We start from the raw sequence: 25,843 nt of genomic DNA on the forward strand, positions 1-25,843 counted from the left end.
CCGGCCCTCCGGGCCGTCAGTCGACCAGCCCGGTCAGTTCGCTATCGGTGCCGATCTTCATGCAGACGATCTGGCCCGCGGCGTTGTACAGCGGAACCAGGCCCTGCTGACGGTACGGCTGGCCGATGGGCGGGATCTTGGTGAGCTCGCACACCATGACGGCCGGCTCCCGGTTGTGCAGGGTGCCCAGCGGAGTGTCGGCCACCAGGTAGACCTCCTGCACGCTCCGGACCGGGTCGGTGCCGAAGTTCACCAGCGGGGAGATCTCCAGGCTGCCGAAGGTGGGCCGCATCAGCGGATCCATCCCACGGCCCACCCGGAGGCGGATCTCCTCGCCCGGCCAGAGAACCTTGCTCGTCCCGACCGCCTCGTAGGTCCGCGTCTCGAGGTCCAGCCGCATGGCGCCGTCCAGGGTGAGGACGGGGTCGTGCAGGCGGATCTGCGAGCGCTCGGCGATCAGGGTGATGGTCTCGGTCGGGGTGTCCGCGGTGGCGTCGTCGCCGAGCTTCAGGGTGATGGTGGTCTGCACCCTCGCCGCGAAGCCCAGCGTGCCGTCGTCCAGCTCACGGCGGGGAACCATCACGTCGACCAGGTGCCTGGCCTTGCTGTGAAGCAGTTCCGCCGCGCTGGCTGGATCGGCGGCCTGCAAGCGCGACCGCAGATCGTCGATCACTGGCATTGCCGCTCCCTTCCGTACTGCCGTGCCGGTCCTCATCAACTGCGCCACGCTGTCCTGACCGGCTCGGACAGGTAGGCGTCGATTGCATGGAGCAGGGTCGGCGGCACGGGGACGGGAACCAGCTCCGCAGCCTCCCGTCGCAACCAGGCCACCTCCTGCTCGCCGCGGGCGACGAGCTCCTCCTCGCCGCCTCGCAGCCGCCAGTACTCGAACCGCAGGGACATGCGGTTCTGCATCACTCGCCCCACCCGCATCCGCACCGCGATCTCGTCGAAGGCCACCAGTTCGGCCAGGTACGTGCAGGAGACGTGGGTGGTGACGAGCGCGTGCTCCTCGTCCAGGCCGGCGAGCACCTCCGGGGCCATCCTGCGCAGGAACAACTCCCGGGCCTGCCCCTGCCAGCGCAGGAAGTGCGCGAAGTAGACGTTGCCCAGCTGGTTGGTCTCCTCGAGCGTGACCACGTGGCGGTGTTCGAAGACCTCAGGCATCGCGGTCCTCCGCCTCCAGCGCGACGGCCGTCACCAGGCCGCCGGACAGGTGCGTGACGACGGAGATCCGGCCCGACCTGAACAGCACCATCGCGCCGTCCGTCCCGGCGAAGGTGAGGGGTGCGCCCGGCCGGCCGGCGCACTTGCGTACGGCTTCGCGAGCCGCCCAGACCCGCGCCGCGCCGTCGTCGCCGAGCAGGGCGCGCAGTTCCTCGTCCTCCGGCCCCAGCGGCTCGAACTGCGCGGCGGGCCCCAGGCGGACCAGGTCCACGCCGACGGGCACCGTGGCCGTGGCCGCGATCGTGAGGTCCTCCTCGTGGCTCACGGAGATCCGCCGCCCGCCGGAGACCTCGGGACGGCCGTCCCCCCGCCCCCGGATCACCGTGTCCGGTCCGAACAGGCGGGCCGCCGCTCTCGCCCGGCGCTGCACCCTGCCGCCGCCCGACTCCACGGTCAGCTCCAGGCCGGTGTCCGCCAGCCGTTCGCGGCAGTACCGCTGGAGGTGGGGCGCGATGAGCGCGGGCGGGATCAGGGCCGGTCCGGCCTCCAGCACCCGCAGACGCAGCCCCTCCCACCGCTCCAGGACGCGGCCGGAGGCGTCGGCGACCTCGAAGTCGAAGACGTAGGTCGTGCCGTCGCTGTGCCGCTCGCGGGCGTGCAGCACGGCGTCGGCGCTCTCGGTCGCCATGATCGTGATCCGCTCCACGCCCACGGGCAGGAGCCGCGCCCGGGGGAGGCAGGCCTGGATCGCGTGGACGGCCGCGTCCCTGCGGCCGGGGTCGCCCAGCGCCAGGCCGCGGGGCAGGTGACCGGCGAACCAGCGCGCGCCGGCGTCGGCGGCGAGCTCGGCGGCGCAGGCGTAGCCCGTCAGCATGAGGTAGCCGCGCACCCTGCGGAAGCGTCCGCTCTGGAAGAGCAGGCCGCCGTAGAGCTGCTCGCCGGGGTCGAGCGAGATCGGCTCGCCGGTCAGGGTGAGGGGCGGCATCAGACGTTCCGAGCCCGCGCCGTTCTTGGCCACGCACGTGGCGGTGAAGTGGTCCACCACGAAGCCGGTCGCCGAGCTGCGCAACGCCACCCGGATCGCGCCGTCCTCGTCCACCAGGGCGGCCACCCGCACCGTGACCTCCTCGGCGGCCGGGACGGCGATGGGCTGGGCGAAGCGCACGTCGGTGAAGACAGGCGGCTGGTCCAGGCCCGCGACCGCGGCGGCCGCCTGCGCCATGGCCTCCAACCCCAGCACGGCCGGGAGCAGCCGGTCGCCGCCGAAGACATGGTCGTCCAGGTAGAGATCGGTGGCCGTGCTCACGTTCACGTCGGCGACCAGCTCCACGCCCGGCACGAAGCGGCGGGGGTGTTCCAGGAACCGGGTCATCGGCAGCTCGGCGGGCTCCCTCCTGACGGTCGGGGCTTCGCCGTACCGGCCGGTCACCACCACCTGGTTCGCCCCGACCGGCGCGGAGACCAGCCGGGTGAGGACATCCAGACCGGTGTCCACGGGAATGGGATCGATGCCCCGGCGCGCCAGTGCGTCCAGCACGCCGAGCCGCTCTCCCATGCCGGCCCCGGCCCACACCGACCACTCGATCGCCAGGCTGCGGCAGTCGTCGCCGGACATGTCCGCGACGAGTGCTCCCAGCCAGTCGTTGGCCAGGGCGTAGTGCGCCTCTCCCGCCAGGCCCGTGCGGGCGATGAGCGAGCTGAACGCCACGAAGAGCCGCAGGCGGTCGCGGTCGACGGCGGCGAGCAGGTTGCGCGCCCCGCGTACTTTGGGGGCGAACGTCCGCTCCAGCAGTGCCGCGTCCAGCTGCGCCAGCGGCGTCGGCTCATTGTCGGCGGCGCAGTGCAGGATGCCGGTGACCGGGCCCAGTTCGGCCTCGGCCCGGCGGCAGGCCTCGGCGACCGCGTCGGCGTCGGTGACGTCCGCCCGGTAGTAGCGGTGCTCGATGCCGTCGAGGCGGTCCAGGCCGGACCGCAGGCCGGGGTCCTCCGCCGGATCCGACCGGCCGAGGAGGGCGAGCCTCGCACCGGTCCGCCGCGCCAGATGCCTGGCGCACTCCAGCCCGATGCCCCTGCCTCCGCCGCTGACGAGCAGCACGTCCTGCGGGCCGAGGTGGCCGGGCCGGCCCTGGGGGAGTGGCTGGAGGCGCAGGACCGGCACCGTCCTGCGGCCTTGCGCGTCGTAGCGGGCCTCGACGTAGCCGCTGGTGGCTGAGGCCAGTTCGGCCCGGATCCAGGCGGCCGCGTCAGGGGTGTCGGGGACGGTGATGACGGTCGTCGGGATGCCGGTCTCCAGGTGCGCGCTGCGGGCGAAACCCGCGCCTGCCTCGGCGTGCTGGACCACGACGAGGCGTGGCGCGCCGGGGAGCGCGGCCGCGGCCTGGGCGAACAGGTCGAAGGGGGGCTCCGCGGCCTCGGGAAGGCACAGGACCAGCGCCTCGGGCAGGTCCGCCAGAGCCGTGGCGAGGGGGTGACCGGGCGGGGCGAGGACCCGCGCGTGTCCCGCCGGCGTGACCGCGCCCGGGGAGTTCAGCGGCTCCTCGACGTGCTCCACCGTGAAGACCCGGACCCACGAGTCCACGCCCGCGACGGGGTCCGCGGCGTCCTGTTCGGCCTCCCCGGCGGCCAGCGCCTCGGCGACCTCGGCGATCGAGGCCCCGGCGAACTCGGTCAGGTGAACCGGCACCGGTAGCCCCAGCCGCCGGGCCGCCTCGGCGATCAGCTGGGCCACGGTGATGGAGTTCAGATGCAGGTCGGCCGACAGGCGGCTGGCCGGCGTGACGGCCTCCAGCGGCAGCTCCACCCGCTCGGCGACCAGCCTGCGCACCACCTCCGCCGGATCGTCGCCGTCCGCCTGCGCGGGGACCGGCTCCACCCGGACGGGCTCGGCACGCGGCACCGACGCCTCCGGCGCGCGCTCGCACGGGTTGGCCAGGAAGGACGGCGCGTAGGACAGGTCGATCGGCCGGATGAGGCGACCGGCGAACAGCGCCTGCAGCTTCAGGTCCTGCCCGAGCACCCAGGCCGCGGCCGCCGCTTGGAGCAGCCCCGCCAGGGTACGGCCCGCGGCCCCGACGGCGAACGAGGTCCGGCCCATGGCCGCGGCCAGCCCTGTCAGCACGCTGTCCGGTCCGGCCTCGACCCAGCAGGCGATGCCGTCGGCGGCGCCGATGGCATCGGTGAAGCGGACCGGGGCGGTGATCTGCCGGGTGAGGTGGGCACGCAGGTCGGTGGCCGGATCCACCGGGCCGCCGGTCACCGTGGACAGGACGAGCCCTGCCGGCCGGGCGAAGCCCACCTTGTCCAGGTGGCGCGCGAATTCCGCGGCGGCGGGCTCGATGAGCGGAGAGTGGAAGGCGTGGGAGACCGGCAGGCGGGTCGCGCCCAGCTCGCGCACCGCGCGGTCGACGCCCTCCCGCGAGCCGGAGATGACGGTGGCCGACGGGCCGTTCAGGCACGCGATCACCGTGCCGGGCGGCAGCCGGTCCGCCACGTCCTCGGGGCCGCCGGCCACACTGGCCATCGCGCCGTGCTCCCCCGGGATCGCCGCCATCGCCTCGCCTCTCGCCCGCACCAGGGCCAGCAGGTCCTCCCGGCCGAGCGCGCCCGCCCAATGAAGCGCGGTCAGCTCGCCAAGGCTGTGCCCGAGCGCCACGTCCGCGACGACTCCCAGGTCGCCGAGGGCGAGGAGGGCCGCGATCGAGGCCGTGGTGATCCGCGGCTGCGCCGTACGCGTGTCGGTGTCCGCGGCCTCGCCCACCAGCCCGGCCTCGGCGTACAGCTCCGCCACGGAAGGGAAGCGGCGGGCCAGCGCGCCGCCGGACGCCGGCGCGCGTGATGCCTGGCCGGAGCAGAGCAACCCGATTCCCCGGGGCCCGGGCCCGCTGGTGAAGGCACGCGGGCCGAGCAGGCGCTCACCCCTGTCCAGCGCGGCCAGCGCCTCGGCCAGCCCGGCGCCGAGGTCCTCCGGCGTCGCCGCCACGACGGCCGCGCGGTGCGCGCCCTCGCCGCAGGTGCCCGCCAGGTGAGCGGCGAGGTCGGCGACCTGGGCGCGGGAGAGCAGCGGGGCCACGCGTGCGGCGGCCGACAGGCGTTCGCGCAGGTCCTTCGCGGTGGGTGCGGCGAAGACCAGCAGCTCGCGGTCCTGGCTGGTACGGCCCAGGGAACGCGTACGGCCGTCCAGGCCGCGCCGCCGGTGCGATGCCAGGCCCTCCAGCACCACGTGGGTGTTGATGCCGCCGAAGCCCATGGCGCTGACCGCGGCGCGCAGCGGGCGATCGGCGGGCCACGGCTCCGGCTCGGCCAGCACACGCAGAGGCCGGTCGCCGGTCAGCAGCTCGTGCGGCTCCTCGCAGGCGATGGCGGGCGGCAGCGTCTGACTGTGGACGGCCATCACGGCCTTGATCAGACCGGCGGCGCCGGCGGCCGCCTTGGTGTGGCCGATCGCCGCCTTGACCGAGCTGATCGCGGCGCTCCCGCCCGTCCCGACGACCTGCGACAGGGCGGTCAGTTCGGTGAGGTCGCCGATCGGTGTCCCGGTGCCGTGCGCCTCGAACAACGCCACGGTGTCGGCGCCGAAGCCGGCGCGCCGGTAGGCACGCTCGAGGGCGCGCCGTTGCCCCGCCACCTCGGGGCGCGTGATGCCGCCTGTGCCGTCGGAGGACACGCCCCAGCCGCGCAGCACCGCGTACGGCCGCAGGCCCCAGGTCACCGCGTTCTCCAGGCGGGTCAGCACCAGCATCCCGCAGCCCTCACCAGGCCAGAAGCCCTGGGCCCGCCGGTCGAAGACGCGCATCTCGGTGGTGGCCAGCGCGCCTGCCCGGGCGAAGCCGACCAGCTCGAACGGGTCCAGGCTGAGGTCGACGCCGCCCGCGACCACGAGTTGCGCGTCCCGGGACTCCAGGGCCTGGCAACCATGGATGACCGCCAGCAGCGAGGCGGCGCAGGCGCCGTCCAGGGTGTAGCCGCCGCCGCCGAACCCGAAGTGGCCGCAGATGCGCCCCGCGATGGTGTTCGACAACCCGCCCGCGAGGGAGTCGCCGTCGGGCTCGGGGAAGGGCGCGCGGAAGCGCCGTCCGAACTCGGCGAGGGTCTCCTGGTCACCGATCAGGCCCGAGGCCACGCGGTGCACGTACGGCCAGCGGGTCCTGAGCACGTGCGCCCTGGTGAACTCGCCCGTCAGCGTGTTGCCCACGTACACGGCCGTCTCCTCCGCCACCGGCCCCCCGTCGCCGAGGCCCGCGTCGGCCAGCGCCCGGGCGGCCATGTCCAGGGCGAGCCAGTGCGTCAGGTCGGTGGCGCGGTAGGTCGGGCCCGACACGCCGTAGGCGATCCGGTCGAAGGCGTAGCCCTCCAGCACGGCGGCCTGGGTGAGGGCGATGCGGTCGGGGTCGACGCCCTCGGCGTCGTAGTAGTCCTCCAGCCGCAGGCGTTCCGGCGGTATGCGGCGGAAGGCCCGCCGTCCCGCCAGCGCGTTCTCCCACAATTCGCGTGGGGTGGCGGCGCCGGCGTAGACGCATGCCATGCCCACGATGGCTATGTCCGTCATGCCGTGGCACCCCGCTGAGAGCAGCCGAACAGGTACAAGCCGCGCACCGCGCACACGATGGTCAGCGCGAAGAACATCCCGAAGGCTACGTGCAGGCTGGTCAGCAGGCCGTAGAGCGCTGCCGCCCCCGCGCCGAAGAACACCTGGTTGAGCGGCTTCACCGGCGTCGTCGCCGGGTCGGTGATCATGTAGTTGGTGAAGAGGACGAAAGCCAGGCCGGTCATCGGGAGCAGCACGCTCGCCGGCGGCGCGTCGAAGAGCGCCACCCGCACCAGGCCCTGGGCCGCGAAGCCGCCCACCCACGCCGCGATCAGCGGCATGCGCTTGGTGAGCTTGGCGTTGAGCAGCGTCCCGGTGGTGATGATGATCGCGGGGAGCAGCCAGTCCCACAGGCCGGTGACGTTCTCGGTGAAGTGGTACGGCGGTGCGATCCCCACCCAGGTGAAGCAGAGCAGCGTGACGGTGATCCCGAAGTTGGAGGGGTTCATGACGTGGCGGTCGCCACGGCCCATGCGCACGCGCAGGAGAGTCTTGCCGCCCAGCGCCACGACCACGCCGAAGACCACCGGCCACACCTGACCGCCGGAGTAGAGCAGCATGCTGACGGCCAGGGCGGTGATGTGGGCGGGGAGCAGGAAGTCCACCAGCCCGCGGACCCCGGCGCCCAGGAAGCGGGGCGGGCGGCGGCGCATGCGGGCGTCGAGGTACTCCAGGCCCAGGTCCATCGCGTAGGCGGTGGCCAGTGCCGCGATGGGGCAGATGAGGGCGGGCTCGAAGCCGAGGATGGCATACCCGGCGATGTTGAGCACCGTGATGGCCAGGGCGAAGCGACGCAGGGCTGTGATGCGCACGTCCTTCGCGGCGGCCGCGGCCGGGGCCGTCGGCGTGGCACCGGGCGCGCTGGTGACGTCCCCTTGCGGCAGGCCGGGGACTTCGGCTGGCTGGGGGCGGGTCGTCGTCATCACGAGCTCCTCATGCCGGTGGGGGACGGGACCGCGCGATCGGTCAGCAGGACCGCGGTGCGGCCCGGGGTCAGGGTCAGCGACTGGCGGTGGGGCCGACCGTTCTCGTCACGCCAGCCGATCTCCACGGCCAGCGGTCCCGGATCGGGGCCCAGGCCGAAGGAGACCTCCGGGCTGCGCTTGCCGGAGTGGCCGCTGCCGCCGTCCGACTGCGCCACGTGCCGGGCGCCCCGCTGGTCCCGCACGGTCACCGTGGCTCCGATCAGCGGCGTCGTGCCGTGCTCGGCCGGACGGGCCAGGCTCAGGGTCAGCGAGGCGTTGCTCCGGGCCGTGGGCGAGTCGTTGCGGTAGAAGACCGGAGCCGCCCACTGGTTGGCGACCGCGACGTCCAGGTCGCCGTCGCCATCCGCGTCGCCCAGGGCGATGCCGCGGCTGATCGTGCTCTCGCCCATGCCGACCAGGCCGGAGATCTCGGAGTAGCGGGCGCCCTCGCCGGTCTTGGCGAAGAACTTGACGCCGCCGTCGCCGGCCAGGTCGGTTCCCGGGCCCAGGAGCGGCCATCGGTCCGGGTCGGCGAGCACCTCGTCGTTCATCAGCGCGAGTTCCTGGACCTCGGGCCAGCGGTTGACCGCGCCGCGGACGAACCCGGTGGCCTGCAGCACCTCGACGATCCCGTCGTTGTCGAGGTCGGCCATCCTGGCGTCCCAGCCCCAGCCCGTGCGGCTCAGGCCGTACTCCTCGCTGCGGTCGGTGAACGGCGCCTGCCCACGGGCCAGGCCCTGCGCCTGCCCGGTGTTCACCCAGACGAAGTTGCTCTCCTGCAGGGCGAACTCCTCGGTGATGTTGCTCACCACGATGTCGAGGTGACCGTCGCGGTTGATGTCGCCGAAGTCGGTCGCCATGCCCTTGAAGGAGTCGTGCCCGAACCGCTTGGAGCCGGGCGTGGTCAGCGTACGCGCCCCCTCGGCCAGGGCGAAGGCAGGCGCCCCCGGCTTGGAGCGGTTGTGCAGCAGCCGGTCGGGACCCATGTCGTTGGCCATGTAGATCTCCGGCAGCAGGTCGCCGTCGAGATCCTGCGCGCCGAGCGCCAGCGTCCAGCCGTCGGACATCTCCCAGGTGAACGCCTTGCTGGCGTCCTTGAACAGGCTCGTGTCGCCTGTCCCGAGGAACAGCCGGTTGCGACCGGCGTTGAAGGCACGTGACCAGGAGTGGTTCATCCACACGGGGCCCTGTCCCGCGGCGTCCAGCACCGCCGTGTCGTCAGGGAAGTAGTTGCCGATGATCAGGTCCAGGCGGCCGTCGCCGTCCACGTCGGCCGTGGAGGCCGCGTTGGTGTTCCAGCGCTCGGTGCTGCCGGGCACCAGATCCGTGGCGCGGTACGTGCCCGGCGACGGGGTGCGGCCGGTGGCGAGGTGCAGCGTGGGCGTGCGGCCCCAGTAGTACACCAGCAGGTCCATGCGGCCGTCCGCGTTGGCGTCGAGCGGCAGGCACCCCATGGGCGCCATGGCGGCGTCGTACCGCAGCGACCCCACGTCCAGGGCGAAGGGCTGATATCTGGCCGGGCCGACCGGAGCGGGCGCCACGACGGCCCTGTCCACGCGCGGGTCCACATAGCACAGGTCGTTGGCCAGCCCGTCGCCGTCCAGGTCGGTCATCGCGATCCCCGCGCCGACCGACGACATCCACGCCTGGATCCGCCGGTAGTCGGGGTGCACCTGCCTGATGGTCTGTTGCGGCAGGCCCTGCGGCATGGCGATGGGCAGGGCGGCGAAGCGGTACCGCTCTCCGAGCCGCTGCCGCTCCTCCGCGCCCGCCTCGGGCAGCCGGGTGACGAGGAAGGCGGCGACCACCAGGAGAAGTGCTAAGCCGCGTGCGACATACGGGCGGACACGCTCCATGCGGTCAGGCGACATGACTGCTCCCTGTGGTCGTGAGTTCTCGTGCCACCCGCCGCCGCCATTCCTCGTAGGCCGGCACCGGGCCCGTGTGGCCTGCCAGCCCCGCCAGCACCCGGTCGGTCACCGCCGCCGCCTCGGCGCTGCCGACACCGGCCAGCGCCAGCGTGGCCGCCTCGGTGTGCGCCGGCGGCACGCCCAGGCGGATCCGCGCCTTGGCGGCGAACGCCGCGCCTTGGGCCAGGGCGGGCGCGTGGGCTCCCGCCAGCCGGGGGAGGCGGGTGACGTGGTCCTGCGGGCCTCCGGCGTACGTCGCGGCGAGCCCCACGCCGCTCCACACGTCGCCGTGGAACTCGGGACGGTAGCGGCGTACCTCGCCGGCGACGAGGTCGGCGTCGCCGCAGCAGAAGAACCAGAGCGCTCTTCCGGCCCCCTGCGCGGTGGCGTGCGCCACGTAACCGGGCAGTGGTGCGCGGACCGGCTCTCGGGGGTGGAAGAACACCTGGTGGAAGCCGTAGCCGTCCCAGGCGAGCCAGCCGAGCAGGGGGTCCAGGCGGCACAACAGCGGGCGCCAGCGCCATCGGGGCAGCCGGGCCAGTGCCCACCCGACGCCCACGTTGACCGTGTAGACGCTCCGGGCGGCGGGCCCCTCCCGGAAACGCGCCAGGCGGTCGCCGGGGATGGGCGACAGGGCGTCCAGGAGGGACAGGGCCATGGCCGCGCCTTCGAAGACGAAGCCGATGCCGTCGGCACGTCCGCCGCCGCCGTGATCGGTGTCCGCGCCCCGCGCGAGTGAGGCCCTGGCGCGGCCCTCGGTCGCATCGATGACCCGCCCGACGTGCTCGGGCTCGCCGATGTCCAACGCGAGCTGGTATCCCCGGACGAAGGCCGCGCCCGCGGCCTCCAACCGCGACCGGGTCTCATGATCACCAAGGTGGAACCCGCGGACGCTGAAGCTCACCTCTCGTGGCGAGATGCCCAGCATCCGGCGTCGAACCTTTCGAAGCATGGCCGCCCCCGTGCATCGACGTTTCGCGCAAGAGCGAGCCTAGAAGCGGGGGGCGGATGCTGAAATGAGACCTTGGGCCCGGTGATGGGTCCAACTTAGGTGGATAAATGCGGTTAATCCTCCCTCTCGGTGTTTGGCCGGTTTAAGACGGAACGGTGATAGTCGTCGTCGGAGCCGGGCTGGCCGGCCTGGCCTGTGCTGATCGCCTGCGCCGCGCGGGCGTGGACGTCCAGGTCTACGAAGCCGCCGAACGTGTGGGTGGCAGGTGCTGGACCCTGCGCGGCCACTTCTCCGGAGGCAGGCACGCCGAGCGCGGCGCGCAGCTCGTCGACTCCGGCGACAGCGCCCTGTTGTCCCTGCTGGACGAGCTGGAGATCCCGGTGGTGGACCTCCAAGCGGTCATGCCGCCCGGCGCCGCGCCACGGCTGTGGATCGACGGAGCGGAATACCCGCTGGAGGAGGCCGCCAAGCACTTCGCGGACGTCCAGCCGGCGATCCGGGCGGACCTCCTGGCGACCGGTCCGAGGCCCGGCCACGCCGACGCGACAACGCGCGCGGTGGAGCTGGATCGGCTGTCCATCAGCGACTACCTCGAGTCCATCGGCGCCGCCCGGCGCCTGCGCCGCTTCCTGGAGGTCGCCTACACCTGGGAGCTCGGCGCCGACGCGACGGAGCTCAGCGCCCTGCATCTCGTGACGCTCCTGGGACGGAGCCCTGAAGGGGAGTTCGAGCTGTTCGGCCCGGGGGATGCCCGCTACGCGATCCCCGACGGCGTGGACCGGATCGCCGAGCGCCTCGCCGAGCGCGTCGGAGACCGCGTCAACCCGGGCGCCGAGCTGGTCGCCGTCCGCCGCGACGACTGGGGCCGCTTCGTGCTCACCTTCCAGCGCGGCGTGGCCGTGCAGGACGTCCCGGCTGATCAGGTGGTGCTCGCCCTCCCGTTCTCGGTGCTGCGGGCCTCGGTCGACATCAGCCGGGCCGGGTTCTCGCCGCTCAAGACCCGCGCCATCGGCGAACTGCCCATGGGCGGCGCGGTGCGGACGCACCTGGAGGTGGTCGGACGGCCCTGGCTGGCCTCGGGCTGCGACGGGGCGACGGTCTCCGACACCGGCTACCAGACCTGCTGGGAGGAGACCCTGGGCGTCCCCGGCGAGACCTCGATCCTGGTCAACCTCCGATCGGGGGCGGACGCGACGCGGCCCGTGCCGCCCGATGCCCTCATAGGCGAGATCGACAAGGTGATCAGCGGGGTGGCGGCCGCGTGGACGGGCGGCTGGGCCTCCTTCGACTGGTCCGCCCATCCCTGGTCGCTGGGCTGCTACGCCTTCTACCGGCCGGGACAGTTCACCGCGTTCGCCGGCGAGGAGGCCCGTCAGGAAGGCGCCTGCCACTTCGCGGGCGAGCACACCAGTCCCTTCGACAGCGGCATGAACGGGGCCGTGGCCAGCGGATGGCGCGCGGCGGCGGAGGTTCTGACATGACCACGACCATGAATTCCGTACGGCACAAGCAGGCGCTGACGATCTTCCTCGTCATCGTGGTGGCGCATTGGGCCGAGCACATCGCGCAGGCGATCCAGGTCTACGCGCTCGGCTGGCCGTTGCCGGAGGCCCGCGGCGTCCTGGGCATCCCCTTCCCCTGGCTGGTCACCAGCGAATGGATGCACTACGGTTACGCGCTCATCATGCTGGCCGGCCTCTGGTTCCTGCGCCAGGGGTTCGTCGGCCGGTCGCGGACCTGGTGGAACATCGCGCTCGGCATCCAGGCCTGGCACCACTTCGAGCACCTGCTCCTGCTGTTGCAGGCGCTGACGGGATATCACCTCCTGGGCAAGCCGGTCGTCACCAGCATCGTCCAGCTGATCATCCCGCGCGTGGAACTGCACCTGTTCTACAACACCCTGGTGACGCTCCCCATGATCGTGGCGATGATCCTCCACCGGCGGCCGAGCCTGGCCGAACGCCGGCGGATGACGTGCTCCTGCGCCGTCGCCACGGCATGAAACCGGTGCCACCGGGCCACGACCGATCGCCGTGCCGGATCTCGCGCCGGAGGCGGTAGCCTTCTCAGGTTGGATAAACGTGAAGAGGGAGAGGCCGTGGCCGGTCTGGTCGTCGCCATGGACGGCCCTTCGGGGTCGGGTAAGTCAAGCGTGTCGCGCGGGGTCGCCCGCGCGCTGGGCCTGCGTTACCTCGACACCGGGGCCATGTACCGCGCGATGACCTGGTGGATGCTCCAGCAGGGCGTCGACCTCGCCGACCACGCCGCGATCGCGGCCAGGTGCGGCGAGCCGCGGATCGTCTCCGGCACCGACCCCGACGGTCCCGCGATCCACGTCGACGGCGTCGACGTGGCGGGGCCGATCAGGGAGGCCGAGGTCACGGGCGCCGTCTCCGCCGTCGCCGCCGTCCCCGAGGTGCGGGCGCGCCTGGTCGCGCTGCAGCGGGAGATCATCGGCGACGGCGACATCGTGGTCGAGGGCCGCGACATCGGCAGCGTCGTCTGCCCCGACGCCACCGTCAAGATCTACCTGACGGCCAGCGCGGAGGCGCGCGCCCGGCGGCGCAGCGCCGAGCTGGCCGGCACCACGGTGGAGGCCCAGCAGGAGGCCATGGCCCGGCGTGACACGCTCGACTCGACACGTAAGGCTGACCCGCTCTCGATGGCGGCTGGCGCCGTCGAGCTCGACACCACCGCGCTGACCCTCGAAGAGGTCGTCGCGGAGGTGCTGAGACTGGTCAAGGAGCGCACCTGAGGGTGCGGTACTCACATGAAGGATGAAAATTCGTGTCAACGGGGGACTGGGTCGAGGCCGAGCTCGACGACCTTGAGATCATCGAGCACGGCGACACCACGCCGCTGCCCGTCGTCGCCATCGTAGGACGGCCCAACGTCGGCAAGTCCACGCTGGTCAACCGCATCATCGGCCGCCGTGAGGCGGTCGTCGAAGACGTGCCCGGCGTCACCCGCGACCGCGTCACGTACGACGCCAACTGGCGCGGCCGCCGCTTCACCGTGGTCGACACCGGCGGCTGGGACCCCGACGCCACCGGGATGAACCTGCGCATCGCCGAGCAGGCCCAGATCGCGGCCGAGCTCGCCGACGTGATCCTGTTCGTGGTCGACGCCACCGTCGGCGCGACCGACGCCGACGAGATCGTCGGCTCCATCCTGCGGCAGTCCGGCAAGCCGGTCATCCTGGCCGCCAACAAGGTCGACAACCAGCAGCTGGAGCTGGAGGCCGCCGCACTGTGGTCGCTGGGGCTCGGCGAGCCCTACCCCGTCTCCGCCCTGCACGGGCGGGCCAGCGGCGACCTGCTCGACGTGGTGCTCGACGCGCTGCCCGAGACGCCGCGGGTCACGTTCGAGGCCCAGCGCGGCCCGGCCAGGGTGGCGCTGCTCGGCAAGCCCAACGTCGGCAAGTCCTCGCTGCTCAACAAGCTGGCGGGGGAGGAGCGCGTGCTGGTCGACCCCATGGCGGGCACCACGCGCGACCCCGTGGACGAGCTGATCGAGCTGGGCGGGCGCACCTGGCGCTTCGTCGACACGGCGGGCATCCGCCGGCGCGACCGCGAGCTGCAGGGCGCCGACTTCTACGCCGCCATGCGCACCCGCGCCGCCCTGGAGCGCTCGGAGGTGGCGGTCGTGCTCATCGACGCCAGCCAGCCGCTCACCGAGCAGGACCTCCGCATCATCGGCCTGGTCATCGAGTCGGGGCGGGCCATGGTGGTCGCGTTCAACAAGTGGGACCTGGTCGACGAGGACCGCCGCTACTACCTCGAGAAGGAGATCGACCGCCAGCTCGTCCGCACGCCGTGGGCGCTGCGCGTCAACATCTCCGCCAAGACCGGGCGGCACGTCGACCGGCTGGTCCCCGCACTGGAGAAGGCGCTCGACTCCTGGTCCACGCGCGTGCCGACGGCGCGGCTCAACGCGTTCCTGACCGAGCTGGTGCAGCAGACGCCACCGCCGGTGCGGGGCGGCAAGCAGCCCAAGATCCTCTTCGCCACGCAGGCGTCGACCGAGCCCCCCAAGTTCGTGCTGTTCACCTCGGGATGGCTGGAAGACACCTACCGGCGCTTCATCGAGCGGCGCATCCGCGAGGAGTTCGGCTTCGCCGGCTCCCCGATCGAGGTCACGATGAAGATCAGGGAGAAGCGGCCGAAGAAGGACAAGTAATCGCTTTGCCGGTGGCTCCGGCGTGGCCGTAAGATCGACGGCAAACGTTGACGGAGACGAGTAGCCGCGGATCCGCACGGGTCCAGAGAGCCGCCGGCAGCTGCGAAGGCGGCCCCGCGCCCCGCCGGCGAAGACACTCCCGAGTGCGGGGAGGAAATGCCCCGCCGGTCTGACCCCCGTCATCGGGTCGCCGAGGCCGCCCCGTGGCGGGGCGGCGAAAGTGCGGTGGCACCGGGAGCACCCTTCTCCCCCGCACTCCCAAGGGATCATGCACATCCTTTCCGAGGAGCTGTAATGATCTCTCGTGTCATGTCCGCGGAGCTCGCCGAGCACGCGGGGCGACGAGTGACGATCGCCGGCTGGGTGCACCGCCGCCGGCAGCTGAAATCCGTGTCCTTCCTCGTCGTCAGAGACCGGACCGGCCTCTCCCAGGTGGTCGCCGGGCGCGACCTGCCCGGCGAGGAGAGCGTCGTCCGGGTCACGGGGACCGTGATGGCCAGCGCACAGGCGCCCGGCGGCGCCGAGCTGGTCGAGCCGGAGATCGAGGTGCTGTCCGAGCCCGGCGCGCCGCCGCCGTTCGAGCTCTACCGGCCGGTGGTGCCGGCGGCGCTGCCGACGGTCCTCGACCACGCGCCGGTCGCGCTGCGGCATCCGCTGCTGCGGGCGCCGCTGGAGATCTCGGCCGCGAGCGTGGCCGGGTTCCGCGAGACGCTCGACCGGCTCGGTTTCACCGAGATCCACACCCCGAAGATCGTCGGCTCCGCCACCGAGTCGGGCGCGAACGTCTTCGGCATCGACTACTTCGGGCGGCCCGCGTACCTCGCCCAGTCGCCGCAGTTCTACAAGCAGGCGATGGTCGGGGTGTTCGAGCGGGTCTACGAAGTGGGGCCGGTGTTCCGCGCCGAGCCGCACGACACCGTGCGCCACCTGGCCCAATACACCAGCCTCGACGCTGAGCTGGGCTTCGTCGCCGGCCACAGGGACGTCATGGCGGTGGTGCGGGAGGCGATGGCGGGCATGCTGGAGTCGGTACGCCAGCGCGCCGCATCCGCCGTCTCGCTCCTCGGGGCCACGCTGCCCGGCGTGCCCGCCGAGATCCCGGCCGTCCACTTCACCGAGGCCCAGCGGATGACCTCGTCCGACGAGCCGGACCTGTCGCCCGCGCAGGAGCGGTGGCTGTCGGAGTGGGCGATGCGGGAGCACGGGTCCGAGTTCCTCTTCGTCACCGGTTACCCCATGGCCAAGCGGCCCTTCTACACCCATCCCGACCCCGCGCGGCCGGGGCACTCCAACGGGTTCGACCTGCTGTTCCGGGGGATGGAGCTGGTGACGGGCGGGCAGCGGCTGCACCGGTACGAGGACTACCTGGCGGCGCTGGCCGAGCGTGGGGAGCCGGTGGAGCCGTACGAAGGGTACTTGCAGGCGTTCCGGTACGGGATGCCGCCGCACGGCGGGTTCGCGCTGGGGCTGGAGCGGTGGACGGCGCGGCTGACGGGCGCCGCCAACATCCGCCAGACCACCGCCTTTCCCCGCGACCTCCACCGGCTCTCGCCATAGGCCCTTGCCCACACCGAGGGCTTTCCGTCGACGGGTCCCTCCACCGCCAGGGCGAACGCTCTGGGAGTGTCGCCTCGACAGGCGATTCGACGTCCACTAGAAAGGATCAAAGGTCAGGATTGGGGAAGTGACGTGGGACGAACCCAAGAGTAATTCACGTGGTGTTCCCCGTCGGATGTGGGATCGGGGCGCGGATGGACCCACCCTCCATGAGGTGGCCCCGGTACGTCTGGTTCATACCGGCCGCACTGATGGTCATCGGCACCGTCCTGAATATTCTGTCTCCGCGCGACTATTGGGGCGACTACCAGCTGGGTGCCGCGGTCGTGCTGGCCGGAGCACTGCTCTCGCTCCGGCACACGATCGCGGCCGGAGCGGCCCTTGTCCTGATCGAGCTGGCACTGCTGATCAAGGACGGTTACTTCGGTCGTGCCGCCGGCACCTTCTCGCTGATCGACGCGGTGTTCACCGCGCTCGTCGGCCTCGGGGTGAACCAGGTGATCGCTCGCCAGGGGCGCCGTCTGGAAGCGGTGCGTTCCGTCGCCGAGGCCGCCCAGCGTGCCGTGCTGCCCGCTCCACCGGCAGGTGTCGGCCCGCTGGCGATCGCCGCCGTCTACAAGACCGCGCAGATCGAGGCCTTGATCGGCGGAGACGCGTACGCCGTGCAGGACACGCCGTACGGCACCAGGCTCCTGATCGCGGATGTGCGGGGCAAAGGCCTGGGCGCGGTCGGCACCGTGTCCGTACTGCTGGGCGCATTCCGGGAGGCGGCAGACCGGGCACCCGACCTTGTGGCGCTGGCCGGGCGTATAGAGCGCGCACTGGTCAGAGAGGTCTCCTCGCGCGAGGAGGACGTCCGGATGGAAGGGTTCGTCACGGCGGTGCTCGGCGAGATCACGGCGAGCGCGGACCGTGTGCGGCTGCTGAACTGCGGCCACCCCTCGCCGTATCTCGTCGAGGGCGACGCGGTGTCCCCGCTGGATCCGGGCGAGCCCAGTCTTCCTTTGGGCATGAGCGGCCTGGGTGTGCCGCAGGCAGAGCCCAGGGACTGGCCGTTCCCGATGGGGGGCACGCTCCTGCTGGTCACCGATGGAGTGACGGAGGCCCGAGACCGTTCCGGCACCTTCTACGACCCGGTGAGCCGGCTCGCCGGGCGGGGCCCGTTCCGGAAGCCGGACGAGGTGGTCCAGGTCCTGGTACGTGATGTCGAGCGCTGGACCGGCGGTCCGCGCGATGACGACATGGCGATTCTGGCGATCACCCGGTGCGGCTGACGTGCATGTCGGCTGCGGCAGGTCTCATGCCTGGGATGCCACCGGATCCGGCGGCGGCCACCCCCGGGGCAGGGCTACGCGGGTTCGCGAAGACCACCCTGTGACCGCCCGGAGCCGGGCATCAGCAGCGCGATGGCCGCGCCCAGCAGGCAGATGAGCGCCGTGACCAGGAACATCTCCGTATATTCGGTGTGCAGCGCCGCCTGCACCTTCGCCGTGTAGTCGGCCAGTCGCCGCTGGTAGGTCTCCGGGTCCACGCCGAACGGCAGCGGCGTGTCCAGATGCGCGGTCAACGACTGGAACCGGTAGAAACCCCACGCCGACACGGCCGCGATGCCGATCAGCATGCCCATCATCCTGGCCACCACGATCGCCGCCGACGCCACACCGTGCTGGGCCGCCGGGCTCACCCGCAGCACCGCCGACGACACCGGGGCGATGACCACGCCGAGGCCCAGACCCGACACCACCAGGTCGACGTCCACGACCAGGCCCGCGCCCGCCAGGTCGAGCGGCCAGCGGCTCATCAGCCAGTAGCCGGCCGCCGCCACCGCCATGCCCGCCACCGCCACGAGCCGCTCGCCCACCTTCCTGGCCAGCAGGCCGCCGAGCAGGGCGCCGACGGTCAGCGCGCCCAGGAACCTGGCCAGGACGAGCGCCCCGCCGAACTCGTCCTCGCCCAGCAGGGTCTGGGCGGTGAACGGGACGAACACCATCGTGACCAGGAGTGCCGCGCCCGCCAGGAAGCTCACGCCCAGGGTGGCCAGCAGCGGGCCCTTGCGGGTGCCGGACAGGTCGAGCAGGCGTACGGGGGAGCGGATCTCCCACCAGACGAAGATCACGGCCGCCACCGCTCCGGCCGCGATCACCGGCAGGCCCCACGGCGGCAGGACGGACTTGGCCGGGTCGGGGTTGTAGAGGCCGACGACGAGGAGCGCGAGCGCCAGCGCCAGCAACGCCCCGCCGATCACGTCGACCCGCCCCACCGGGCCCGACCGGCCTGTCGCTCCTGCTCCGCCGGTGGAGGGGGCGGCCGCCGACCGGCCCACCGCGTCCGCGGACGGTCCCGGCTGGCCGGATGGCGGATCGGGGTGAGCGGTCCGCCCGCCGGCCGTGCCGACGTCGGCTGTCGTCCGGTCCGCGGCGCCGGGAGAGGGGGCGGTGGGGAGGCTGCCCGGGGCATCCACCGGACGCCCCGGGATCGCGCGGTGGACCGCCACGGCGGCCAGCGCCGTCAACGGGACGTTGATCCAGAAGATGGCGTGCCAGCCGCCCAGCTCCACCCCCGCCACCATGAAGGCGGAGATCTGCGCCACCAGTCCGCCGTACAGCGGTCCCAGCGCGCTCCCCAGCTCCTGAGCCGCCCCCACCGCCCCCAGGGCGAGGGGCCTCTCGCGTTCGTCCCACAGGTCGCCGATGAGCGCCATCGTGATCGGCAGCAGCGCCCCGCCGGCCACCCCCTGCACGGCACGCCCGGCGACCACCATCACCACACTGCCCGCCAGCGCCGTCAGCACCGACCCGAGCGCGAACGCCGCCAGGCAGGCGTGGATGAGCGGCCGCCGCCCGTACCGGTCGGAGAGCTGCCCGAGCAGCGGCATGGCCGCGATGTACCCGAGCAGGAACCCGGTCACGATCGGCGTGGCCCGCTCCAGATGGTTGAGCGGAATGCCGACGTCCGTGGCGATGGGGATGAGGACGGTCGCCACCACGTACGCGTCGAGCGCGGCCAGCAGCACCACCGCGCCCCCCGCGCCGAGCGCGACCCGGCGGGCGCGCCTCATCCGGCGGCGGGCGGCGTGATCGTCACCGGCGCGTCGTAGTCGCTGAACGACACCGTCACGGTGCCGTTCTGCAACGGCAGGCTGGCCTTGGTGAGCCTGCTGGTGGCCTGGTCGAGCCAGACCTTGCCGTTGACGCCCTGCGTGACGCCGGGCACGATCTGCCCGACCACCTGTCCGGGGAACGTGGTGGCGACTCGGTACGAGCCGCTCTCCACACCCTCGACCTTCGGGTCCGTCGCCGAGGCGAGCAGCTGCGCGATGCCCTTGGTCGGCTCCAGGATCACCGACGGGTCGTAGAACTGCGCCAGCTGTTGCCTGGTCATCTTCTGGAACCCGCCCGTCGGGCCCTTGAAGTGCACGGTGTCGCCGATGAGGGCGAAGGTGACCTCCTGCAGAGTGCCCAGGACGTCGAGCGTGATGGTGCCGTCGGCGTCACCGGCGGCGGTGAGCCGCCCGTCGGCCTTCTTGACCGGCACGTTCGGCTTGCCTTCGGTGGAGATCGAGAAGGTGGCCGACTTGACCCCCTTCATGGCCTCCGCGGCCTTCTTCATCAGATCGGGACCGGCGGGCAGCTGGTCCCCACCGCCCGACGAGCACGCCGTTGCCAGCGCGAGAACCGCCAGGACGAGCAGCTTTCTGAGCATGACCGGATCGTAGCGAGCGCTTGGGAACGCCGTGGTGCGTCACCGATATCGGTTGGGTGTCGGCGCGGCCTCCTCAGCTGATCAGCGCAGCTTCTTGAGGTGTTCCACGATCGGCGCGAACGCCGCCTCGATCGCGTTGAGCTGGTCGTCGGTGAGCCGGTCGACGAAGTGCTCGCGCACGCCCGCCACGTGGTGGGGCGCCACCCGCTGGATCGTCTCCCAGCCCTCGTCGGTCAGCACCGCGAACGTGCCCCGCCGGTCGTCCCGGCAGTCTTCCCTGGTCACCAGGCCCTTGGCCTCCATGCGGGAGATCTGGTGCGACAGGCGGCTGCGTGACTGGATCGTCGCGTCCGCCAGGTCGCTCATGCGCATGCGGCGTCCCTGGCTCTCCGACAGGTTGACCAGGATCTCGTAGTCGTTCAACGACAGGGAGTGCTCCTGCAGCTCGCGGTCGAGCCGGTGCATGAGCAGCTTGTGCAGCGCCAGATGCGTGCGCCAGGCACGCTGTTCGGCGGGAGAAAGCCAGCGAGGCGCGCTCATGATCTCCAATCTAGCGCACCGTACGTGAGCTGCACGGGGGAGAGGCAGAGCGGCCGGCGCTCGGCGATCCGCTCCTCGACCGGTTTCCGGTAGAACATGCCCGTCAGCCTATTCGCTGGATGAGCGCCCTCTTCGCGGGATGGTCCGTGACGACGGCCACCCTGATGTCCGGCCCGGCGGTCCACTCCAGCAGGTGCCGGCCCGTCAGGTCGCCGTCGGCCGAGCCGAACCGGTCGAGCGACAGCTCGCCGCGCTTGACCAGCGCCTCCTTGCGCACCCAGTGCCGGATCAGCTCGTCGTTGCCGGTGACCAGCACGCGTTCGCGCGGGGTGAGGACCCGGTCGGCCAGCATCCCGTCCAGCGGGCCCGGCGGCACGTGCTCGGCGTCCACCCCGACCTTGCCGGGACCGGCCGCGGCGCACACGTACCCGCGTGTGTGGCTCAGGCTCACGCCTAAGCCGGGGGCCTGCTCCAGGTACGGCCTGCCGTGCCCGGGGCCGTGCACGTCGCAGTGCTGCAGGAGCGTCAGCTCGCCGGGGTCGGCGTCGAGCGCGGCGGCGGCGCAGAGCCGTACCAGCAGGTGGGCGGCGACGAACGCGGCGCGGTCGGACTCGAACCGGAACCGCGCGGCCCGCTCCCGCTCCACCTCGGTGAGCCATTTCTCTGGGGCGCGCACCTCGTCGGGGCGGCCGCCCATCGCGATGGGGCCGATCGTCAGTCCTTCTTCTTGGCGTCGCCGCCGTCGAGGGAATACTGGTCCTCCGAGGCCGCGCCGAGCACGGTCACGTCGTGGACCTTCCAGGTGCCCTTCTCCTTCACAAGAGCGATCTTAAGGTGCGAATCCTTCACGGAGCGGATCGCCTCCGAGGTGTTCACCTGCTGGTCGACGACGACGATGGCGTGCGCGGTGGCCTCGTCCACGTCGGCCAGGTAGACCTCGCGCACGGTGGCCTGCGAGGTGGCCTTGAGCTTCACGATCACCTGCGCCATCGCGCCGCCGAACGCGGTGTCGTACGTGGCCAGGAAATCGCCCGTGGCCTGGGCGCTGAGCGTGGCCCGGGTGGTCTGCAGGTCCCGGTAGTCGTAGCTGAGCAGGGCCTTGCTGAAGGCGCTCGCCGCCCCGGACACCTCGAGCCGCAGCGCGCGCTCGACCGCCAGCTGGGCCCGCGCGTCCTCGGCCTGGGCGGCGGTGACCCACTGCAGGACGGCGGTCGCGGCGACGGCGGCCACCACCATCGCGGCCACCGCCCCGGCGATCCTGGCCCGCGTCACCCGCCCGAACCGCCGCCCTCCTCCGGCCCCGGCGGCCGGCCGCTCGCCGTCCGCCGGCTCCCCGTCACCGGACACCACGCCGGTGGCCGTCCCCTGAGCGTCGTCGGACGTGCCGGTGGCGTCCGGCCGAGAGCCGCCCGGCCCTGTGCCCGCCTCCGTGCCCTCGGCGTCGGTTGCGCCTGCCGGTGCCGCGCCTGCTTCCAGGCCCTCGGCGCCGGACGCCACGTCCGTCACAGGGCGGTCGTCGTCGGCGGTTTGCGGGTGCTCGCGGCCGGCAGGCGTGTGCGGCGCCTCCGCGGGGGTGTCCCCGGAGCCGGGGTCGGCGGCCGCGGCGTGGGGTGCGGCGGCGTCCTGCTCGGGGGGCATGGGGTCCTGCTCGGGGGTCATGGGGTCCTGTTCGGGGGTCATGGGGACTCCTCACGGCGGCGGGCGGCCCGGCCCGCCGCGATCCAGCCCACGATGCCACCACCTGCCACGACGGCGAGGAAGATCGCGACAATCAGCGGGACGGGGTTCGGTGCGGTACGGGACGACGCGGCGCCGGTGGCGGCCACGCCGCTGGGCGACGTCTCGGCGGCGTGCCGGGCGTCCTCGGGTTCCTCTGTCTTCGCCGGAGGCCGGGGGGACTCGGCGGCATCCTGGTGGCGGTCGCTCCCAGGAGCACCCGGGTCTCCCGCGTCCGCCGCATCGGCCGTGACGTCGGGGGCGGGCCGGCGATCCGGGCAGGCACGCAGGCGGGGCACCGAGGGCGGCCCCACCGGCCCGGCGTACTCCTCGGCCGGCGTCGGCCCGCCGGGCACGCTGAACACGAACGCCGCCTTCCCGTACACGGTCCCGTCGCGCCGGTCGCTGATGTCGTCGGCCAGGCTCAGCGCGGTCGGCACGATGCTCAGAAGATGGTGCACGTTCCGCTCGGTGCCGGCCGAGAACGCCGGCCGGTGCGGCAGCCCCGCCGCCGTCAGCAGGCACGAGAACCCCGGCCTGGACGCCCTGACGGCCGAGTCGATCTCCGCGAACACCCCCGGCCCGTGGTCGAGGAAGGCGTTCAGGTCGGTACGGGACGCCCGCAGCGTCGCCGTCACCGTGCTCAGATCCGTGATCCCGGACGCCAGCCGGTCCTTCTTCCCGGCCAGCGTGTGCGTGAGCCGGGTGAGCTGCACCGACAGGTCGTCGAGCACGTCGGCGTTGTCGGCCAGCGTGCCGGTCAGGGAGTGGGCGTCGTCGATGAGCTTCCTGATCGACGGCGCCCGGCCGTCCAGCGCGACCGCCAGCTCATGGGTGATCGTCTTGGCGTCCCTGGGCGGCACGGCGTTCAGCAACTTGCCGACGCCCTCGAAGAGCTCCTTGTAGTCGAGCGGCACCGTCGTCTTGGTCAGCGGGATCGTGTCTCCCGCCGCCAGCGCCGGCCCTCTGACCCCGGTGGCGGGCGGCGAGAGCTCCACGTACGGCTCCCCGATGGCGGACTTGCGCCGCACCTCGGCCGTCACGCCCTTCGGCAGCCTGACCTCCCTGTCGATGTCCAGCCCGACGACGATCCTGCCGGGCGCCAGCCGCACGTCGCCGATCTTGCCGACGCGTACGCCCAGGTAGGCCACGTCGAAGCCGCGCACGAGCCCGGGCGAGGAGACGAACTCGGCCGACACCCGGTACGGCCGCTCGATCGCGTCGAGCCGGATGATCGTGCTGAAGGCCCAGATCGTCATGACGACCCCCAGCACCACGAAGAACCCCAGGTTGAGATAGATCCGGTTTCTCATCGCGGCGGCTCCAGCAGCAGGCGGAAGTCCTCGACCCGGTTCGGCCGCGGCCCGCTGTCCGACCTCTGGGGCAGCAGCACGCCCTTCAGCCAGACGTAGATCAGCACCTGCCCGTTCACCGTGATCGGCGGCGCGTCCAGGTACTTCTGGACCTTCGCCACCAGCGCCTTCAGGTCCTCTTTGCCCCGCTGCATCGAGGAGGAGACGGCTTCGAGCTCGCGCAGCAGCGTGCGCAGCCGGGCGGCGTGGCGCGGGTAGACGGTCAGGTTGGCCTCCCGCGCCAGGTTCGTCAGCGCGACGATCGTCTTCTTGATGTGCTTGCGCCCGTGCGCGACGCGCGAGGTGGCCGCGGCCAGCGTTCCCGGCAGCCGGTCCAGCTCGGCGCTGCCCTTCGCCAGGTCGTCGCCCAGCCTGGCGAGCGCGTCGATGCTGGTGGCCAGGTCGGCGCGGGCGGCGGAGTACGCGTCGGTGACCTCGGCCGTCTGCCTGATCAGCTTGTTGACGTCGTCGCCCTGCCCGGCGAACGCGGTCGAGGCCGCGTCCAGGATGGCGTTGACGTCCTGCGCGCCGAGCGCCTCGATGAGCGGCCCCGCCTTGGCGGTGACCTGCTCGATGTCCGGCTCGACCGACGTGTCGGCGATGGTCGCCCCGGTGGGCAGGTACGGGCCCGTGGACAGGTCCTTGCCCTTCGGCGGGGTGAGCAGCACGTAGTTCTCGCCCAGGACCGACGTCTTGGCCACGGTGGCGGTGCTGCCCTGCGGCACCCGGTGCTCCGACTTGATCGACATCGTCACCTTCGCCCGGTAGCCCTGCAGCCGGATGTCGGTGACCGTCCCCACCCGCACGTCCGCGATCTGCACGCTGTGCCCGGCCACCAGGCTCTGGACGTCGTCGAAGACCGCGTGCAGCGTCAGGCCGCCGGTGGGCGCGCCGAGCGTCTGCAGCGAGCACGACGCGGTGACGAACAGGGCCAGGCATCCGGCCGCGATCCTCATCGCCGCCTCCCGCGCTGCTCGAAGGGGCAGTTGCTCAGCCCGTTGGGCAGGCACGGCACCCGCCCCAGGTTCAGGGCCTCGAACAGCGGCGTCAGCCACGCCCTGGTCATCGCGTTGAGCACGACGCGGATCTTCAGCACGTGCTGCTTCCTGTCCCATGCCTCGATCACCACGTCCGCGAAGTCGGCCGCGCCCTGGACCGCCTGCGCCATGGACGCGCTGTTGGCCCGGACCGTCAGCACCAGCTCGGCCAGCGTCCCCGCGGCCTGCGGCAGCCGTTCGGAGTACTGCTCGATGACCACGTCGCCGCGCCGTACGAACTCCGCCATGCTCGACACGAAGCCGCGCAGCCGCCGCCGCTCCTCGGCCAGGATCGCGCTGGCCTCGGAGAACGCGTCGATCGCGCCGGTCACCTGCCTCTCGCGCTCGTTGAGCGTGGTGGCGAGCCGGTTGAGGCCCTTGGCCAGGTCGATGAGCTGCTGGTCCTGCTTGGCCAGGGTGCCGGTGAGCTCCGCGGTGTCGGCGATCGCGTTGTTGATGGTCTTGCCGCGGCCCCTGACCCCGTCGGCCAGGTCGCCGGCCACGTCGCCCAGCTTCTCGTCGTCGAGCGCGTCGGTCAGCTTGGTGAACGCGTCGAGCGCGTCGTCGATCTCCACCGGCAGGTCGGTGCGCTCCAGCGGGATGATGGTGCCGGGCGCGATCCGCTGGTCGCCGGGTTTCCACGGGGGATAGAGGACGACGTTCCGCTCGCCGAGGGTGTTCTGGGGCGCGACCACGGCCTTGACGTCGGCGGGCAGCGGCACGTTCCGGTCGACGCGCAGGCCGACGCGGACCTTGTCGCCGTCGATGCGGATGCTGTCCACGTACCCGGCGTCCAGGCCCATCACCTTGATCCGCGCCTCTTCGTACAGGGACGGGGCCTTGCTGAAGATCGCGACCAGCCGGTACGGCTCCGCTCCGAGTACGGAGCATCCGGACGCCAGGAACACCCCGGCGACCAGCACCGCCACGAACCCCCTCACAGGCCCTCCCCTCTACCGCCCGAACCCGACCCGCCCTCCACCCCTCCTGGGCACACCGCCCCCTTGCACCCACCCGCGACCCTCGGCAGGACCCGGCGGGGCGCGTCAACAGGCGACCTGAGAGCCGGGCCGAACGCCTCAACGGAGCGCGGGGAGGCAGGGATGTCGGCGGATGCCGTGCGCGCCGGGCTGGGCGCTTCGGCAGAGGGACGTCGCCGCTCACGGCCCGACCACCGGCCAC

At 72.5% G+C, this 25,843-nt stretch carries 20 protein-coding genes; 6 read left to right on the forward strand and 14 right to left on the reverse strand.

What is annotated here, in order from left to right; genetic code table 11:
* Positions 1–16: 16 nt before the first annotated feature.
* The 6 genes from ID574_RS44340 to ID574_RS44365 are packed head-to-tail and all read right to left on the reverse strand — an operon-like array spanning position 17 to position 10,578.
* The gene (locus tag ID574_RS44340; protein ID WP_188195055.1) at positions 17–679 is read right to left on the reverse strand and encodes a hypothetical protein; all 663 of its coding nucleotides are present in this window, start codon (positions 677–679) and stop codon (positions 17–19) included.
* A 35-nt stretch (positions 680–714) separates the two neighbouring features.
* Positions 715–1,167, reverse strand: a complete 453-nt coding sequence (locus ID574_RS44345; protein ID WP_188195056.1) for an acyl-CoA thioesterase — start codon at positions 1,165–1,167, stop codon at positions 715–717.
* Positions 1,160–6,712: a type I polyketide synthase gene (locus ID574_RS44350; protein ID WP_188195057.1), complete on the reverse strand. Its 5,553-nt coding sequence runs from the start codon at positions 6,710–6,712 to the stop codon at positions 1,160–1,162. Before ID574_RS44350 ends, ID574_RS44345 begins: the two co-directional genes overlap by 8 nt.
* Positions 6,709–7,674 carry an RnfABCDGE type electron transport complex subunit D gene (locus ID574_RS44355; protein WP_188195058.1) on the reverse strand — a complete coding sequence of 322 codons (966 nt, stop codon included), beginning with the start codon at positions 7,672–7,674 and terminating at the stop codon, positions 6,709–6,711. The genes ID574_RS44350 and ID574_RS44355 overlap by 4 nt, the downstream gene beginning before the upstream one ends.
* The gene (locus ID574_RS44360) at positions 7,674–9,587 is read right to left on the reverse strand and encodes a CRTAC1 family protein (RefSeq protein WP_188195059.1); all 1,914 of its coding nucleotides are present in this window, start codon (positions 9,585–9,587) and stop codon (positions 7,674–7,676) included. The genes ID574_RS44355 and ID574_RS44360 overlap by 1 nt, the downstream gene beginning before the upstream one ends.
* Complete coding sequence (locus ID574_RS44365) at positions 9,577–10,578, reverse strand: DUF1702 family protein (RefSeq protein WP_188195060.1); 1,002 nt, start codon at positions 10,576–10,578, stop codon at positions 9,577–9,579. The genes ID574_RS44360 and ID574_RS44365 overlap by 11 nt, the downstream gene beginning before the upstream one ends.
* Before the next feature lie 155 nt (positions 10,579–10,733).
* Here ID574_RS44365 and ID574_RS44370 point away from each other — a divergent pair, with 155 nt between their 5' ends.
* The 6 genes from ID574_RS44370 to ID574_RS44395 all read left to right on the forward strand — a co-directional run bounded on the left by ID574_RS44370 (position 10,734) and on the right by ID574_RS44395 (position 17,588).
* Entirely contained in the window at positions 10,734–12,059 is a 1,326-nt protein-coding gene (locus ID574_RS44370; RefSeq protein ID WP_188195061.1) for a flavin monoamine oxidase family protein, read from the forward strand.
* Positions 12,056–12,580: a hypothetical protein gene (locus ID574_RS44375; RefSeq protein ID WP_223167702.1), complete on the forward strand. Its 525-nt coding sequence runs from the start codon at positions 12,056–12,058 to the stop codon at positions 12,578–12,580. Before ID574_RS44370 ends, ID574_RS44375 begins: the two co-directional genes overlap by 4 nt.
* Positions 12,581–12,697: 117 nt before the next feature.
* Positions 12,698–13,333, forward strand: a complete 636-nt coding sequence (gene cmk, locus ID574_RS44380) for a (d)CMP kinase (RefSeq protein WP_188195141.1) — start codon at positions 12,698–12,700, stop codon at positions 13,331–13,333.
* A 32-nt stretch (positions 13,334–13,365) separates the two neighbouring features.
* Positions 13,366–14,757 carry a ribosome biogenesis GTPase Der gene (gene der / locus ID574_RS44385; RefSeq protein ID WP_188195063.1) on the forward strand — a complete coding sequence of 464 codons (1,392 nt, stop codon included), beginning with the start codon at positions 13,366–13,368 and terminating at the stop codon, positions 14,755–14,757.
* Positions 14,758–15,051: 294 nt separating this feature from the next.
* Positions 15,052–16,314 (forward strand): aspartate--tRNA(Asn) ligase, encoded by a 1,263-nt coding sequence (aspS, locus tag ID574_RS44390; RefSeq protein WP_188195064.1) that lies wholly within the window; start codon positions 15,052–15,054, stop codon positions 16,312–16,314.
* 209 nt (positions 16,315–16,523) lie between these two features.
* Entirely contained in the window at positions 16,524–17,588 is a 1,065-nt protein-coding gene (locus ID574_RS44395) for a PP2C family protein-serine/threonine phosphatase (protein ID WP_223167703.1), read from the forward strand.
* A gap of 74 nt (positions 17,589–17,662) precedes the next feature.
* On the opposite strand, the gene ID574_RS44400 is transcribed toward ID574_RS44395, so the two are convergent.
* The 8 genes from ID574_RS44400 to ID574_RS44435 all read right to left on the reverse strand — a co-directional run bounded on the left by ID574_RS44400 (position 17,663) and on the right by ID574_RS44435 (position 25,602).
* Positions 17,663–19,372 (reverse strand): MFS transporter, encoded by a 1,710-nt coding sequence (locus ID574_RS44400; protein WP_188195066.1) that lies wholly within the window; start codon positions 19,370–19,372, stop codon positions 17,663–17,665.
* Positions 19,369–20,016 carry an LppX_LprAFG lipoprotein gene (locus ID574_RS44405; RefSeq protein ID WP_188195067.1) on the reverse strand — a complete coding sequence of 216 codons (648 nt, stop codon included), beginning with the start codon at positions 20,014–20,016 and terminating at the stop codon, positions 19,369–19,371. The genes ID574_RS44400 and ID574_RS44405 overlap by 4 nt, the downstream gene beginning before the upstream one ends.
* Positions 20,017–20,097: 81 nt before the next feature.
* Positions 20,098–20,556, reverse strand: coding sequence for a MarR family winged helix-turn-helix transcriptional regulator (locus ID574_RS44410; RefSeq protein ID WP_188195068.1), 459 nt, complete (start codon positions 20,554–20,556; stop codon positions 20,098–20,100).
* Between the two features lie 103 nt (positions 20,557–20,659).
* Positions 20,660–21,253: a 4'-phosphopantetheinyl transferase family protein gene (locus ID574_RS44415; RefSeq protein ID WP_188195069.1), complete on the reverse strand. Its 594-nt coding sequence runs from the start codon at positions 21,251–21,253 to the stop codon at positions 20,660–20,662.
* A gap of 17 nt (positions 21,254–21,270) precedes the next feature.
* Positions 21,271–22,236: a hypothetical protein gene (locus ID574_RS44420; protein ID WP_188195070.1), complete on the reverse strand. Its 966-nt coding sequence runs from the start codon at positions 22,234–22,236 to the stop codon at positions 21,271–21,273.
* Positions 22,233–23,585, reverse strand: a complete 1,353-nt coding sequence (locus ID574_RS44425; RefSeq protein ID WP_188195071.1) for an MCE family protein — start codon at positions 23,583–23,585, stop codon at positions 22,233–22,235. The genes ID574_RS44420 and ID574_RS44425 overlap by 4 nt, the downstream gene beginning before the upstream one ends.
* Positions 23,582–24,580: an MCE family protein gene (locus ID574_RS44430; protein ID WP_188195072.1), complete on the reverse strand. Its 999-nt coding sequence runs from the start codon at positions 24,578–24,580 to the stop codon at positions 23,582–23,584. Before ID574_RS44430 ends, ID574_RS44425 begins: the two co-directional genes overlap by 4 nt.
* On the reverse strand, positions 24,577–25,602 hold the full coding sequence (locus ID574_RS44435; RefSeq protein WP_188195073.1) for an MCE family protein: 1,026 nt from the start codon (positions 25,600–25,602) through the stop codon (positions 24,577–24,579). The genes ID574_RS44430 and ID574_RS44435 overlap by 4 nt, the downstream gene beginning before the upstream one ends.
* Between the last annotated feature and the right edge of the window lie 241 nt (positions 25,603–25,843).

It is taken from the genome of Nonomuraea sp. SYSU D8015 (genome assembly GCF_008065375.1).
GTDB lineage: Bacteria > Actinomycetota > Actinomycetes > Streptosporangiales > Streptosporangiaceae > Nonomuraea.